The organism is Nocardiopsis dassonvillei subsp. dassonvillei DSM 43111, assembly GCF_000092985.1.
Taxonomy (GTDB): Bacteria; Actinomycetota; Actinomycetes; order Streptosporangiales; family Streptosporangiaceae; genus Nocardiopsis; species Nocardiopsis dassonvillei.
On record NC_014210.1, the window covers coordinates 4714500 to 4728902 of the forward strand.

The 14403-nt window shown below is 71.3% G+C and carries 11 protein-coding genes; 6 read left to right on the forward strand and 5 right to left on the reverse strand.

From position 1 onward, the window contains the following. Positions 1-48: 48 nt before the first annotated feature. The 4 genes from NDAS_RS19500 to NDAS_RS19515 all read left to right on the forward strand — a co-directional run bounded on the left by NDAS_RS19500 (position 49) and on the right by NDAS_RS19515 (position 7565). The gene (locus tag NDAS_RS19500; RefSeq protein WP_013154947.1) at positions 49-1818 is read left to right on the forward strand and encodes an acetyl/propionyl/methylcrotonyl-CoA carboxylase subunit alpha; all 1770 of its coding nucleotides are present in this window, start codon (positions 49-51) and stop codon (positions 1816-1818) included. Between the two features lie 667 nt (positions 1819-2485). Next, positions 2486-3928: a dicarboxylate/amino acid:cation symporter gene (locus NDAS_RS19505; protein WP_013154949.1), complete on the forward strand. Its 1443-nt coding sequence runs from the start codon at positions 2486-2488 to the stop codon at positions 3926-3928. Positions 3929-4301: 373 nt separating this feature from the next. Then, on the forward strand, positions 4302-5561 hold the full coding sequence (locus NDAS_RS19510) for a hypothetical protein (protein WP_041552872.1): 1260 nt from the start codon (positions 4302-4304) through the stop codon (positions 5559-5561). 702 nt (positions 5562-6263) lie between these two features. Then, positions 6264-7565 (forward strand): HNH endonuclease signature motif containing protein, encoded by a 1302-nt coding sequence (locus NDAS_RS19515; RefSeq protein ID WP_013154951.1) that lies wholly within the window; start codon positions 6264-6266, stop codon positions 7563-7565. Between the two features lie 469 nt (positions 7566-8034). On the opposite strand, the gene NDAS_RS19520 is transcribed toward NDAS_RS19515, so the two are convergent. Genes NDAS_RS19520 through NDAS_RS19530 form a run of 3 tightly spaced genes read right to left on the reverse strand, consistent with a single transcriptional unit; the run spans position 8035 to position 10525 of the window. After that, on the reverse strand, positions 8035-8676 hold the full coding sequence (locus tag NDAS_RS19520) for an AAA family ATPase (RefSeq protein WP_013154952.1): 642 nt from the start codon (positions 8674-8676) through the stop codon (positions 8035-8037). Between the two features lie 34 nt (positions 8677-8710). Then, positions 8711-9097, reverse strand: coding sequence for a TFIIB-type zinc ribbon-containing protein (locus NDAS_RS19525; protein WP_013154953.1), 387 nt, complete (start codon positions 9095-9097; stop codon positions 8711-8713). 48 nt (positions 9098-9145) lie between these two features. Then, on the reverse strand, positions 9146-10525 hold the full coding sequence (locus tag NDAS_RS19530; protein ID WP_041552873.1) for an NAD(P)H-quinone dehydrogenase: 1380 nt from the start codon (positions 10523-10525) through the stop codon (positions 9146-9148). Positions 10526-10690: 165 nt separating this feature from the next. Between NDAS_RS19530 and NDAS_RS19535 the strand changes: the two genes are divergently transcribed. Continuing rightward, the gene (locus NDAS_RS19535; protein ID WP_013154955.1) at positions 10691-11245 is read left to right on the forward strand and encodes a gamma-glutamylcyclotransferase family protein; all 555 of its coding nucleotides are present in this window, start codon (positions 10691-10693) and stop codon (positions 11243-11245) included. Between the two features lie 87 nt (positions 11246-11332). Further along, entirely contained in the window at positions 11333-12157 is an 825-nt protein-coding gene (locus NDAS_RS19540; protein ID WP_013154956.1) for a purine-nucleoside phosphorylase, read from the forward strand. A gap of 424 nt (positions 12158-12581) precedes the next feature. On the opposite strand, the gene NDAS_RS19545 is transcribed toward NDAS_RS19540, so the two are convergent. Both NDAS_RS19545 and NDAS_RS19550 read right to left on the reverse strand, forming a co-directional pair. Then, on the reverse strand, positions 12582-13211 hold the full coding sequence (locus tag NDAS_RS19545) for a PH domain-containing protein (protein ID WP_013154957.1): 630 nt from the start codon (positions 13209-13211) through the stop codon (positions 12582-12584). Then, entirely contained in the window at positions 13211-14308 is a 1098-nt protein-coding gene (locus NDAS_RS19550) for an adenosine deaminase (RefSeq protein WP_013154958.1), read from the reverse strand. The genes NDAS_RS19545 and NDAS_RS19550 overlap by 1 nt, the downstream gene beginning before the upstream one ends. Positions 14309-14403 lie beyond the last annotated feature (95 nt).

Here is a 14403-nt window from a genome sequence, read left to right on the forward strand (position 1 = left end):
GCGGACGGCGCGCTGCCCGCCCCGCGCCGACCAGAAGGATTTCCCACCGTGCGTAAAGTACTGATCGCCAACCGCGGCGAGATCGCCGTGCGCATCGCCCGCGCCTGCCGCGACGCCGGACTCGCCAGCGTCGCCGTCTACGCCGAGCCCGACCTGGACGCCCTGCACGTCAAGGTCGCCGACGAGGCCCACTCCCTGGGCGGGAGCACCCCGGCCGACTCCTACCTGGACATCGCCAAACTCCTGGCGGTGGCCGAGGCCTCCGGTGCGGACGCCGTCCACCCCGGCTACGGGTTCCTGGCCGAGAACGCCGACTTCGCCCAGGCCGTCATCGACGCCGGGCTGACCTGGATCGGCCCGCCCCCCTCGGCGATCACCGCCCTGGGCGACAAGGTCCAGGCCCGCCACATCGCCCAGAAGGTCGGCGCCCCGCTGGTGGCGGGCACCGCCGACCCCGTGGAGTCGGCCGAGGAGGTCGTGGCCTTCGCCGAGGAGCACGGCCTGCCCATCGCGATCAAGGCCGCCTTCGGCGGCGGCGGGCGCGGCCTCAAGGTCGCCCACACCCTGGACGAGGTCGCCGACGCCTACGAGTCCGCGGTGCGCGAGGCGGTCACCGCCTTCGGCCGGGGCGAGTGCTTCGTGGAGCGCTACCTCGACCGGCCCCGGCACGTGGAGACCCAGTGCCTGGCCGACACCCACGGCAACGTCGTGGTGGTCTCCACCCGCGACTGCTCGCTCCAGCGGCGCCACCAGAAGCTGGTGGAGGAGGCGCCCGCGCCGTTCCTGTCCGCGGAGCAGATGGAGCGGCTGCACAGCTCCTCCAAGGCCATCCTCGCCGAGGCCGGGTACACCGGCGCGGGCACCTGCGAGTTCCTGGTGGGCGTGGACGGCACCATCTCCTTCCTGGAGGTCAACACCCGTCTCCAGGTCGAACACCCCGTGACCGAGGAGGTCACCGGGATCGACCTGGTGCGGGAGATGTTCCGCATCGCCGACGGCGAGGAGCTGGGCTACGGCGACCCCGAGGTGCGGGGGCACTCCTTCGAGTTCCGCATCAACGCCGAGGACGCCGGGCGGGGCTTCATGCCCGCGCCGGGCACCATCACCGAGCTGAACCTGCCCGGCGGCCCGGGCGTGCGCGTGGACACCGGCTGCGAGGCCGGTTTCACGGTGCCCCAGGCCTTCGACTCGATGGTCGCCAAGCTCGTGGTGACGGGCCGCACCCGCCAGGAGGCGCTCCAGCGCTCGCGGCGGGCCCTGGCCGAGTTCACGGTCGGCGGGATGCCCACGGTGATCCCGTTCCACCAGGCCGTGGTGAGCGACCCGGCCTTCGCACCGGCCGACCCCGAGCAGCCGTTCGGGGTGTACACCCGGTGGATCGAGACCGAGTTCGAGAACACCATCGAGCCGTGGTCGGGCACTCCGGGCGAGCCCGTCGAGGCCGAGCGCGAGAGGGTCACCGTCGAGGTGGGCGGCAAGCGTGTGGAGGTGATCCTGCCCGCCGGGCTGGGCGCCTCGGCCGCCGCCCCCGCCGGTGGCGGTCAGAGCCGCAGGAAGCGGACCGCGCGCAAGGGCGGCGGGAACACCGTGGCGGCGGGCGGCGACTCGCTGGTCTCGCCGATGCAGGGCACCGTGGTCAAGCTGGTGGCCGAGGAGGGCCAGCAGGTCGCCGAGGGCGACACCGTGGTCGTCATCGAGGCGATGAAGATGGAGCAGCCGCTCAACGCGCACAAGGCCGGGACGGTGACGGGCCTGAGGATCGCCGCGGGCGAGACCGTGGGCAACGGCGCGGTGGTCTGCGAGATCAAGGACGCCTAGCGTCCGCGCCACGCGCGGGTGAGCCACGCGCAGGCGAGGGGGGAGGCACCGGCTGCCGGTGCCTCCCCCCTCGCACGTGGTCAGCGGTTCGGGATGTCGGTCGGGTCGATGTCCGGACCGCAGGGCGCGCTGACCCGCGCACGTTCCCGATGGGCACCGACGTTCACGTACCCGCCGTTGACGGGGTCGAACAGCATCCGCCCTCCCAGGACACGGAGCGCTCATCCCGGAACGGAGCGTAGCCGCCCTGAGACGGTCCGCGCGGGCTTCTGCGACTCCTGCCCTGCGGAACGAGTGATCCTCGACGCATCCGCGCCGGGCGGAACGCGCCGCAGTGCCCGTGGAGTGGACGTTGTGGCGCCAGGGACAGGAAGTTGTCGACACCCGCGTATGGAATAGATAAGGAACGAACGTTATTGTCCTTGTCTGTGACGAACATCTGGGGACTGACGCGACGGTGGCACATCGACCTGTGCCGCCGCGGCTGTCAGGCGTGTCGCTAGGTCCACGCGCGCCCTTCCGGGCAGCGCGCCGCGCACCCTTCTTCCCCGTGTCACCATCCCCTCGGTGATGCCCGCCGTTCCCCGTGCCGGAAACCCCGGCGGCGCCGACCGCTCCGCCGTGCGTACCCCTCCGGCTGCCTTCACCACCACTGGAGTCCCATCCCGTGTCCGCACAGAGCACAGACGCGCCCAAGAAGCGCAGAGCCCTCCGTTTCCCGTTCGCGGCACAGGTCCTGGCGGGCCTGGTCCTCGGCGTCGTCCTGGGCGCCGTCGCCTTCCAGCTCAGCCCGCCCGACCCCGAGACCGGTGACGCCACCAACTGGCTCGCCGTCACCCTCGACACCGTCGGCTCGACCTTCGTCACCCTGCTGCGGACCATCGTCCCGCCGCTGATCGTCCTCGCCGTCATCTCCTCCATCGCCAACCTGCGCAACGTCACCAACGCGGCGCGACTGGCATGGAAGACCCTGCTGTGGTTCGGCGCGACCGCCCTGGTCGCGGTGGGCATCGGCATCGCCCTGGGCCTCATCGTGCGGCCCGGCGTCAACAGCGGCGTGGACGCGGCCACCGCCGCCGAGCCCTCGGGCACCGGCTCCTGGATGGCGTTCATCGAGAGCATCGTCCCCGCCAACTTCCTCGGCCTGGGCGCGAGCGTCTCCGGCGCCGACGACGGCAGCTTCAGCGCCTCGCTGGACTTCAACGTCCTCCAGCTGATCGTCATCGCCATCGTCCTGGGCATCGCCGCGATCAAGGTCGGCAAGGCCGCCGAGCCCTTCATCGCCTTCACCGACTCCGCGCTCCAGGTCGTGCTCAAGGCCCTGTGGTGGATCATCCGCCTGGCCCCGATCGGCACCGTGGGCCTGCTCGGCAACGCCGTGTACAGCTACGGCTGGACCACCATCGGCGCCCTGGGCAAGTTCGCGCTGACCATCTACATCGGCCTGGCGCTGGTGCTGTTCGTCGTCTACCCGGTGCTCGCCCGCGTCAACGGCCTGTCCCCGGTGAAGTACTTCAGCGGCGTGTGGCCCGCGGTCCAGCTGGCCTTCGTGTCCCGCTCCTCGATGGGCACCATGCCCGTCACCCAGCGCGTGACCGAGCAGAACCTGGGCGTGCCGCGCTACTACTCCGCGTTCGCCGTGCCCTTCGGCGCCACCACCAAGATGGACGGCTGCGCCGCGATCTACCCGGCGATCTCGGCGATCTTCATCGCCCAGTTCTTCCCCGGCATCAGCCTCGGCCTCACCGACTACCTGCTGATCGTGTTCGTGTCGGTGATCGGCTCGGCCGCGACCGCCGGAACCACCGGTGCGACCGTCATGCTGACCCTGACCCTGTCCACCCTGGGCCTGCCCCTGGAGGGCGTGGGCCTGCTGCTGGCCGTCGACCCGATCCTGGACATGGGCCGCACCGCGGTCAACGTGGCCGGTCAGGCGCTGGTCCCGGCCATCGTCGCCAAGCGTGAGGGCATCCTGGACGTGGCCCGCTACCACGCGCCGCGCGACGCCTCCGGCTTCGTGCCGCTGGACGAGGCGCACGACGACGTCGAGGGCGAGGTCGGCGAGCCCGGCGTGAAGAAGGTTCCCGCCGGAGCCTCCGGCCAGGGCTGACCCGCCGCCCCCCGTCCGCAGCGGCCCGCCGGAGCACTTCCGGCGGGCCGCTGCGCGTGTACGGCCGGTGGGAGCGTGCACGGCGGATGGGCTGCGTGTTGCGGGCGGGACTGTGTGTTGCGGGCGGGACTGTGTGTGCGGGTGAGGCTGCGTGTGTGGGTGAGGCTGTGTGTACGGGTGAAGCTGCGTGTGCGAGTGAGGCTGTGTGTACGGGTGAGACCTTTTACGGCGGATGGGGCTGTGTACGGCGGATGAGACCGTGTACTACCGGTGAGATCCGGCACAGGGGGAACCCCGCAGGGGCGCCCGTTCGTCTAGGTTGGAGAGGGAGGCGAGAGGAACGATCATGTTGCGCCGCTTGGTAACACCCACAGTGCTGACCGCCGGACTCGCGGCGGCGATGGTGAGCGCCGCGGTGGCGCCCGCCTCGGCTGACGCCCAACCCCAACCGCCCGAGGCCCAGGCGATCGCCGAGGAACTCGGGAACGACAACGTCTTCATCGACCCGAGCATCGACGCGATCCCCGAGGCCGAGCAGGGAATCCTGGAGTCGACCGCCGCCGAGGCGGACGTCCCCGTCTACTACGTGATCCTGCCCACCGACAGCATCTCCTCCCAGGCCGGTCTCGACGCCCTGATGAACCCCGTCATGGACGAGGTCGGGGACGGGGTCTACGGCGTGTTCGCGGGCAGCCAGACCTTCCAGGTGCTGTCCCCCAACGTCGAGGACACCGAGGCCATCCAGCAGCTCGCCGTCCGGGAGGGCGGCGGCAACCAGGTCGACACCCTCGTCGCCATCCCCGACGCCGCCACCCAGGTCGAGGAGGCCGAGGCTGCCGGGGCCACCTCCGGGTTCGTGCTCCTCGGACTCCTGCTGGCGGTCGTCGCCGCGGGCGCGTGGTTCGTCCACCGCAGCCGCAAGAAGCGCGAGGCCGAGAAGGCCAAGCAGCTGGAGGAGATCAGGCAGATGGCCACCGAGGACGTCGTGCGCCTCGGTGAGGACGTCGCCCGGCTGGAGATCGACGTCTCCAAGGTCGACGACGCCACCCGCAACGACTACTCCCAGGCCATGGACGCCTACGACCAGGCCAAGGCCCAGCTGGACAACATCCGCGAGCCCGAGCAGGTCAGGCTGGTCACCAGTGCCCTGGAGGACGGCCGTTACTACATGACCGCCACCCGGGCCCGCCTCAACGGCGACCCGGTGCCCGAGCGGCGCGGCCCCTGCTTCTTCAACCCGCAGCACGGCCCGTCCGTGGAGGACGTGACCTGGGCCCCGCCCGGCGGCGCGCCCCGCGAGGTCACCGCCTGCGCCGACTGCGCGCGTGCGGTGCGCACCGGCGGCCAGCCCGACGTCCGCCTGGTCGAGGTGGACGGCGAGCGCCGCCCGTACTACGACGCCGGTCCGGCCTACTCGCCCTACGCGAGCGGCTACTTCGGCATGAACATGATGATGGGCATGTTCACCGGCATGATGATGGGCTCCATGATGGGGTCGATGATGGGCATGGGTATGGGCATGGGCGCCGGTGAGGTCGGCGCCGGAGAGGACTTCGGAGGCGGGGACTTCGGGGGCGGCGACTTCGGGGGCGGCGACTTCGGCGGAGGCGACTTCGGCGGCTTCGACTTCTGACCCGCGCGCAACCGAAGGAACGATGACGAGCGAAGGGCCCCGGGCGATCCGCCCGGGGCCCTCTGTGTGTTTCCACGTTTTCCACAGGCGGGGGTTGGGGGTGTTCCGGGGTGGGGTGGGGATGGTTTCCTGGAAATAGGGGGGATCCCACCCAGTAGGCGTTTTGACATGCCCTTAAACGTCCTATATCCGGAGCCCCCATGCCCCACATTTCAACGGGGATGATGAATTGAGGGGCAGGGAGGGGCCGCCCACAGGTCTCTCCCCTACGCCCTTCCTGTCGGGGGTTTCTGGCGGCAACGAAAGCGCGCCAGCTGCCGCGAAAGGGTACGGACGGCGGAGAGCGGTCGGGGCCGGTGAAGGGTTGGGCATCCGACGAACAGCGGCACCAAAGGCGGGAGCAACCACCGGAGGACGACCAACGCCCAGGGTGTAGGGATGGTCGGGCTCTGCTGCGTCGGCACCAACGGCAAGCAGGCCCTCCGGCCTCGGGCAACGGCCCCGGCCCCCGTGGCCGGGGAGGGCGACAATCGCTCTAACGTCGAGTGCTCATTCTGGCCGTGCCTTTTTGGACACCTTTTGAGCCCGCCCTAATTGCAGCCTTCCAATCAAGGGCGCCTCCAGGAGAGAAAGACTTCTAATTCCATCTGTGAATAGTGGAGAAATGGCGACCACTGGCCTATAATAAGAAGCATGGAGATGATGATCGCAGCGCACGAGGCGGCCCCCGGGGAATGTTCCCCGGCCGTGGCCGCTCTGGCCGGTGCGCACAAGATCATCCACCAAGCGTTGAACGCCGAAGTCCCGCCCGGAGCCGACGAGGCCGCCGCGGAGGAGATCGCGGCGCTGTGGGCGCAGCTGGACCAGATCCGCTATCAGGCGTTGGCACAGATGGCGCGCCTGTACGCACGTGGTGAGGTCGCCCGCTACAGCGGCTACTCCACGTTGGACAAGTGGATCACCCACCGCTGCAAGGTCCCCGCCGCTCAGGCCAAGGATTTGGCTCGTTTGGCCCAGCACGTGCAGGAGGAGACGCTGCCCGCCACGGTGGAAGCGGTGGAGGAGGGCGCTCTGGCTTTGGGTGAGGCGGTCGCGATCGCCAAAGCCACTGACAAGGCCGTCCAGACCCGCGACGCCCAACATTTCCCCGATCAGGGGGAGTATCGGCAGGGGTTCGAAGCGGCGCTGGTGGCCGCGAAGGCGGAGCGGCCCGCGTTGTCGGTCAACCAGCTCCAGTCGGTGGCCCGCCAGGTCGCCTACCGTTTGGACCGCCACCGCCTGGACCGCGACCACGAAGCCGCTCACGCCGCCCGTGGACTGACGGTCCATGACACGTTCCAGGGCAGCTACCAGCTCCAGGCCTGGGGCGGCAGTGGGGATGCGTTGGTCGTGCGCGCGGCCATCGACACCTTCACCACCCCACCCTCGGACCAGGACACCCGGTCCCGGTCCCAGCGCGAGCACGACGCGCTCATCGCGGCGCTGCGTTTCGCCACCACCCACACCGGATGCGCCAACGCTCCGGCTCCGTTGGCACAGATCCGCATCGTGGTGCCCGTGCAGACCTACCTGGACGCCCAAGGCCAAGAGGTTCCCGCGTTGGACGAGCACGGTCGAGTGATTCCGGTCGGGCTGGTCCACGAGTTGGCCGCCGATTCCGAGGTGGTGCGGATGCTCACCGCACCGCCCACCGGACAGGTGCTGGATGTGGGCCACAGCCGCCGCCTGGCCTCAACCCGCCAACGCACCGCCGCCTTCCACGGACACGCCACCTGCGCCCACCCGGGCGGATGCGAAGTGCCAGTCGCCCTCTGCCAAGCCGACCACGTGCAGTCGTTCTCCCGAGGCGGACGCACCGTGGTCGCCAACCTCCAACCTCTGTGCGGGCCGCACAACCGGGCCAAGTACCAACGCGAACTGCGCACACACCACCAAGGACAGCGGCGGGAACGGGGAGGAGACCACCCACCCGGCGGGGAGCCGGATCCACCACCCCGGGAATGACCCCGGCCACGCCGAACCCCGCCATGCCCGCGCCCGACAGGAGGCCCGGGCCCCGCGCCCACCGTGGTCGCTGCCACCGTCGCCCACCCCCACCCGGGGGCCGGTACCGCTGCCCGAGGCCCGACAGCCCCGCCGCCTTTGGCGCCAACGCAGCAAAGCCCCACCACCCTCGAACACCAACCGTTGATCGCCCTCCCGCACCACCTCGCGGCAGCTGGCGCCGCCACCACCGGCCACCATCAGCGAGTGGAGCGTTGAACGGAGCCCCCAGACACCCGCCGCCTTTGGTGCCGACGCAGCAGAGCCCCACCACCCCCGAACACCAACCGTTGGTCACCCTCCCAAACCACCTCGCGGCAGCTGACGCCGCTACCTCGACCACCACCCGCAACCAGGGCGTTGGTCGGAGCCCTCACTCACCCACAACCATCCCGGGCCCCAACCAACGACGACAGGTAGCGACGTCAGGTCAGGAGGCGGCGGCCCGCACGTGCCGTTCCTCGATCCACCGGCACACGGCGTCGGCGGTCTCCCGGGGCTCGGCGCTGGTGGTGTCCAGCAGGTCGACCGGGGGCTCCAGGCGCGCGGCCTCGGACTCCACCCAGGCCGCGTACTCCAGGGCCTCGGCGATCCGCTCCTCGTCCCACTGGCGCCAGGCGGGGCGGGCCCGCAGGCGCCCGGCCAGGACGTCGGGCTCACAGGTCAGCGCGAGGTAGTGGACGTCGGTGAACAGGGCGCGCTCGGGCAGGTGCTCCAGCTCCGGCGGTACCACCGTGCCGCACAGCACGACGGGCCGTCCGCTCTGCTGGACCATGGCGGCGGTGCGCAGCCAGGTGGAGCGGAACAGCCGGTGGTGGTCGGCCGGGTCACGGAGTCCGCCGACCCACAGGAGGTCCTGTTCCAGGACGACGAAGCGGTCGCGGAGCCGCTCCAGCAGCGCTCCGGCGATGGTGGACTTGCCGGTGCCGCTCGGTCCCGACACGCAGTACAGGGGCAGGCGCAGGAACGGGCGGGTGCGCTGGCAGAAGGCGCAGCGCAACACGGAGACCCCCGCGGTGGTGTCGGGGGTCTCGTCCCATTCCCCGCAGTGGGTACAGATCAGCGGGTGCACGGGTTACTCGTTCAGGTTGTCGGAACTGCTCGGCTCAGTCGAAGAGGCCTTCGAGGAAGCTCTTCTTTCGGCGTCCGCCGTAGCCGCGCGGGGAGTCGGGGTAGCCGCCGTGACCGCCCCGGTAGCCCTTCGGGGAGTCCGGGTAACCGCCGCGGTAGCCCTTCGGGGAGTCGGGGTGACCGCCCCGGTAGCCCTTGGGCGAGTCCGGGTAACCGCCGCGGTGCTGCTGCGGGTAACCGTGGGGCGGAGCCTGGTGGGGGTCGGGAGGCGGCGCGACACCGTAGTGGCGCTGCTCGGCGTTGACGACCCGCTCCAGCTCACCCCGGTCGAGGAAGATGCCCTGGCATCCGTCACACCGGTCGATGTGGACGCCCTGGCGGTCGAACGTGCGCATGGTGCTTTGACACTTGGGACAGATCACGAAACGACATTACTCGATTCTTGTCAGGAGCGGATAAAAAGGGACGGCCTACTCCGGGGAGGCCAGCATGAGCGAGCGGGCGGCCTCGGTCACGCTGCCCGACAGCGACGGGTACACCGAGAAGGTGTGCGCGATGTCGTCCACGGTCAGGCGCTGCTGGACGGCGATGGACACGCCCAGGATGAGCTCGCTGGCGCGCGGGCCGACGATGACGCCGCCCAGCACGATACCGGTGTGCTGGCGGCAGATCAGCTTGACGAAGCCGTCCTTGACCTCGTTCATCTTGGCGCGCGGGTTGGTGTTGAGCGGCAGGGTGACCGACCGGCCGTCGATCCGGCCGCTGCGCACGTCGTCCTCGCTGGCGCCCACGGCGGCCAGCTCGGGGTGGGTGAACACGGTGGAGGCCACGGTGGAGAGCTTGAGCGGGGACACGGCCTCGCCGAGCGCGTGCCACATGGCGATGCGGCCCTGCATGGCGGCCACGGAGGCCAGCATGTTCACGCCCGTGCAGTCGCCCGCGGCGTACACGCCGGGGACGGTGGTGCGCGAGACCCGGTCGACCTCGACGAAGCCGCCGTCGCCCAGGCGGACACCGGCCTCCTCCAGACCCAGGTCCTGGGTGTTGGGGATCATGCCGACCGTCATCAGGCAGTGGCTGCCCTCCACGGTGCGGCCGTCGGAGAGGGTGACGAGCACGCCGTCGTCGGTGCGCACCACCGACTCGGCGCGGGTCTTGTTGAGAACGGTCATGCCGCGGCGCATGAAGACCTGCTCCAGCACCTCGGCGGCGTCGGGGTCCTGGGTGGGCATGACGCGGTCGCGCGAGGAGACCAGGGTGACCTGGGAGCCGAGGGACTGGTAGGCGCTGGCGAACTCGGCGCCGGTGACGCCGGAGCCGACCACGATCAGCCTCTCCGGGAGCTCCTCCATGTCGTAGAGGTGGCGCCAGGTGAGGATGCGCTCGCCGTCGGGCTTGGCGGAGGGCAGTTCGCGGGGGTGGGCGCCCGTGGCGATGAGGACGACGTCGGCGCGCAGGCGCTGGTCGCCCACGGCCACGATGTGCGGGTCGACCAGACGGGCCTCCCCGTTGATCACCTCCACGCCCTCCTTGACCAGGCGGGCGCGGGTGTCCTCGGACTGCGCCTGGGCCAGGAGTTTGATGCGGGTGTTGATCCGGTCGGTGTCCACCCGGACCGCGTCCTCGTCCTGGGCGTCGCGGATACGGATGCCGAGGCTGTCGGACTCGCGTACGTACGTGGTGCGGGTGGACGTGGCGATCAGGCTCTTGGAGGGCACGCAGTCGGTGAGGACGCAGGCGCCGCCGATACCGTCGCGTTCCACCACCGTCACGTCCGCGCCGAGCTGCGCGGCGACCAGTGCCGCCTCGTAGCCCCCGGGTCCGCCACCGATGATCACGACCTTCGTCACGCTAGCCTCACTCCCTCTGCTGCCTGGCCGCCACGCGCGTCCCCGGTCCGGGTGATATGCGGGCATGGCGCGGCACCACCTGTTTTCGTCGCTTGCTCCCATTGTCGGCCATGCCGACCGGGGGAAATAGCAGGCACCCCGGGCCAACCGGTCTACGATGGCCCCGTGTCCATCTACGCGGCGTACGGAACCAGTCTCCACCCCGGGCAGATGGCCCGGCGGGCCCCGCACTCGCCCCTGATCACCACCGGCTGGTTGGAGGGTTGGCGGCTGACCTTCGGCGAGTGCCTTCCCGAGCCCGGGGGCGCGCTGGCGACCCTGGTCGAGGACGCTGGTCAGCGGGTGTTCGTGGCGCTGTACGACCTCATGGAATGGGACGAACCCCACTTGGACTTCTGGCAGGGCGCCCTGGAGACGCCGCGCGGAGGTCAGCACCGCCTGCGGGGCGTGTCCGAGGACGAGTACGAGGACCTGCGGCGCAGGCGGGCGCTGTGGTCGGTCGCGGGTGACGGGCGAGCCTACCGCAAGGTCACGGTGCGCGCCCGGACGGCCGACCACGGCGTGGTGCCGGCCTGGGCCTACGTGCTCGACGGCTACGAGGGCGGGATGCCCTCGGCGATCCAGCTGGGCGAGCTGGCGGTGGCCGCCGAGAAGGCGGGGGCGCCCGACTGGTACGTCTCCGAGCTGCTCGCCCGGGAGTGCCTGCCCACCGAGCTGTGACCACCGCGTCCGCCGTGCGGCCGGGCGCGGGAACACACGTGCGCACGCTCCCGGACGCCGCGGTCACCCGGAGGTAGCATCCGTCGTGTGACGGAACCAGAGCAGCAGCCGAGGACGACCGGCGAGGCCAGGGAGCTGGCGGCCGACGCGGCGCGCGAACTCCTGTCCCGTACCGGTGCCGACAGCTTCGACGCGCTGGTGGTGCTCGGTTCGGGCTGGGCGGGCGCGGTGGACACGCTGGGCTCGTACGACATCGAGCTGGACGCCACCGACCTTCCCGGCTTCCACGAACCCGCCGCCGAGGGGCACTCGGGCAAGATCCGCAGCATGTGGGTGGGCGACAAGCGCGTCATCGTGTTCATGGGGCGCGTCCACCTCTACGAGGGCCGCGACCCGCTGGAGGTGGTCCACGCGGTCCGCACGGGCGTGGCCGCGGGTGCGAGGACCGCCGTGCTGACGGGCGCCGCCGGGTCGCTGCGCACGGACTTCGCCACGGGGCAGCCCGTGGTGGTGCGCGACCACATCAACCTGACCGCCCGGTCGCCGCTGGTGGGGCCCTCGTTCGTGGACCTGTCGTCGGCCTACAGCCCCCGGCTGCGGCGGGCCGTCCAGGAGGCGGACGCATCGGTCCCCGAAGGTGTGTACGTGTGCACGACGGGGCCGCAGACGCAGACCCCGGCGGAGCTGAAGGTGCTGCACCAGGCGGGCGCGGACCTGGTGGGCCACTCGATCGCCCTGGAGGCGGTCGCGGCGGTGGAGGCGGGCGCCGAGGTGCTGGGGCTGGCGGTGGTCAGCAACGACGCCGTGGGGGCGGTGTTCGAGCCCTTCGAGGCCGAGCGCGCCCTGGACGTGGTCACCCAGCGGGCCCGCAGGCTGGGCGAGCTGCTCAACAGGGTGATCGGCCAGGCCTAGGAGCCGGGCCTGGAGAAATAGGAGCCGGGCCTGGAGAAAACCGTGGGGGTGGGGCGCCTCCGACCGGGCCCGTCCGGTACCGGCGTGGCGAGCGTACACCCCGAGGCCTGGGGGTGGACGGTACCGACCGGGTTCCGGTCGGAGGCAGTGCTTGCCCCGGTGCCCGCGTCGCGCGGAATCCCCGCAGATCCCGTTGGACTCGCGACCTGGGCACCTTGTACTTCCGTTATTCAGTTGGACCGCGCGCGTCGCCCTCGGGGAAGGTCCGGGCGGACGGCCATCCGCGCGAAGTCGCCCGCCCGGAACGCTCTCCCTTAGGCATGCCTTACCTAACCAGAACTCGGGAAGCGCGTCAACCCCCGACATGGCGGACCCGGCCGCCGCACGGGGGTGGGGGCCGGGTCGGATCCGGGAGGGGCGGCGCTCAGGCCAGCAGGAACACCGCCACGAGCAGGGCCGCGGTCGCGCCGATGACCACGATCACCTCCAGGGGGACCATGGTCTGGGGCTCGTCCTCCGCACCCAGCGCGGCGGGGCCCGCCCCGTCCACGTCCCTGACCGGCCCGCTGAGCGGGCGCGCCTTGTGGCGCTCGGCGTCCTGGCGCAGCTGTCGGGCGGCCAGGTCCACCGGACGCGTGGAGGCGGGGTCCCCGTCGTCGTCCGGATCGAGGAATCCCCCCTCCCGGCGCATGTTGTCGCGGACCCGCTGACGCTTGGTCTCGCGCAGCGGCCACGAGCGCACCACGCCCCCCGGCGTGTGCACCCGCAGGACGTCGGTGACGTCCACCCAGAGCACCGCCGCCCACGGCACGAAGGTCTCGCGCAGCGGGTTGACCACCCTCAGGCCGCGCTCGGTGGAGACCACGCGCGGGCGCAGCCAGACCAGGTACACCGCGGAGACGGTCGCGATCAGCAGGGCCCCCGCGATCCAGGCCTGGCGGCCCTCGCCGCGCAGGAGCACGTCCACCAGCAGCAGGGCCGCGATCACGGTCCACACGATCGCCGCCACCCGCGTGAAGGTGGAGTAGTGGGTGGTGGGGTTGGGTCCGTCCATCAGGAGGTCGTCCACTTCAGCTGCGCGAAGCCGGGCTTGATGACCCCGTTGATCAGCGCGAGGCGCTCGTCGAAGGGCAGGAAGGCCGACTTCATGGCGTTGACCGTGAACCACTGGACGTCGTCCCAGCCGTACCCGAAGGCCTCGCAGAGGCGGGCGAACTCCTCGGACAGGCTGGTGCCGCTCTGGAGGCGGTTGTCGGTGTTGACGGTGACGCGGAAGCGCAGGTCGCGCAGGAGCCGGATGGGGTGGTCGGCGATGGACTCCGCGGCTCCGGTCTGCACGTTGGAGCTGGGGCACATCTCCAGCGGCACCCGCTTGTCGCGCACGTACTGGGCCAGGCGGCCCAGCCGCGGGGCGCCGCCGGTGTCGGTGTCGATGTCGTCGATGATGCGCACGCCGTGGCCCAGGCGGTCGCACCCGCACCACTGGAGGGCCTCCCAGATGGAGGGCAGGCCGAACGCCTCGCCCGCGTGGATGGTGAAGTGGAAGTTCTCCCGGCGCAGGTACTCGAACGCGTCCAGGTGCCGGGTGGGCGGGTTGCCCGCCTCGGCGCCCGCGATGTCGAACCCGGCCACGCCCGCGTCGCGGTAGCGGACCGCCAGCTCGGCGATCTCCGAGGAGCGCGCGGCGTGGCGCATGGCGGTGACGAGCTGGCCGGTGCGGATGCTGCGCCCCTGGTCGGCGGCGCGCTTCCGGCCGAGTTCGAGGCCCTCCTGGACGGCCTCGACGACCTCCTCCAGGGTGAGCCCGGCCTCCAGGTGCTGCTCGGGGGCGTAGCGCTGCTCGGCGTAGACCACGCCGTCGGCGGCCAGGTCCTCCGCGGCCTCGGCGGCGACCCGCACCAGGGCGTCACGGGTCTGCATGACCGCCGTGGTGTGCGCGAACGTCTCCAGGTAGCGCTCCAGCGAGCCGGAGTCGGAGGCCTCGCGGAACCACCGCCCCAGCTCCTGCGCGTCGTAGGTGGGCAGACCGGTGTAGCCGGTCTCCCGGGCCAGTTCCACGACGGTGGCCGGGCGCAGCCCGCCGTCGAGGTGGTCGTGCAGCAGTACCTTCGGCGCCCGCCGGATCTGGTCGACTGTGAGTGGCTGGTTCATGGATTCAGGATGCCACCAGCCGGGGAGCCGCCCCGACAGGCGGACGCGGGTCGCCGCGTCGGGCGGCCGGGGCGGCGGGCGGGGAGCCGGGTGGT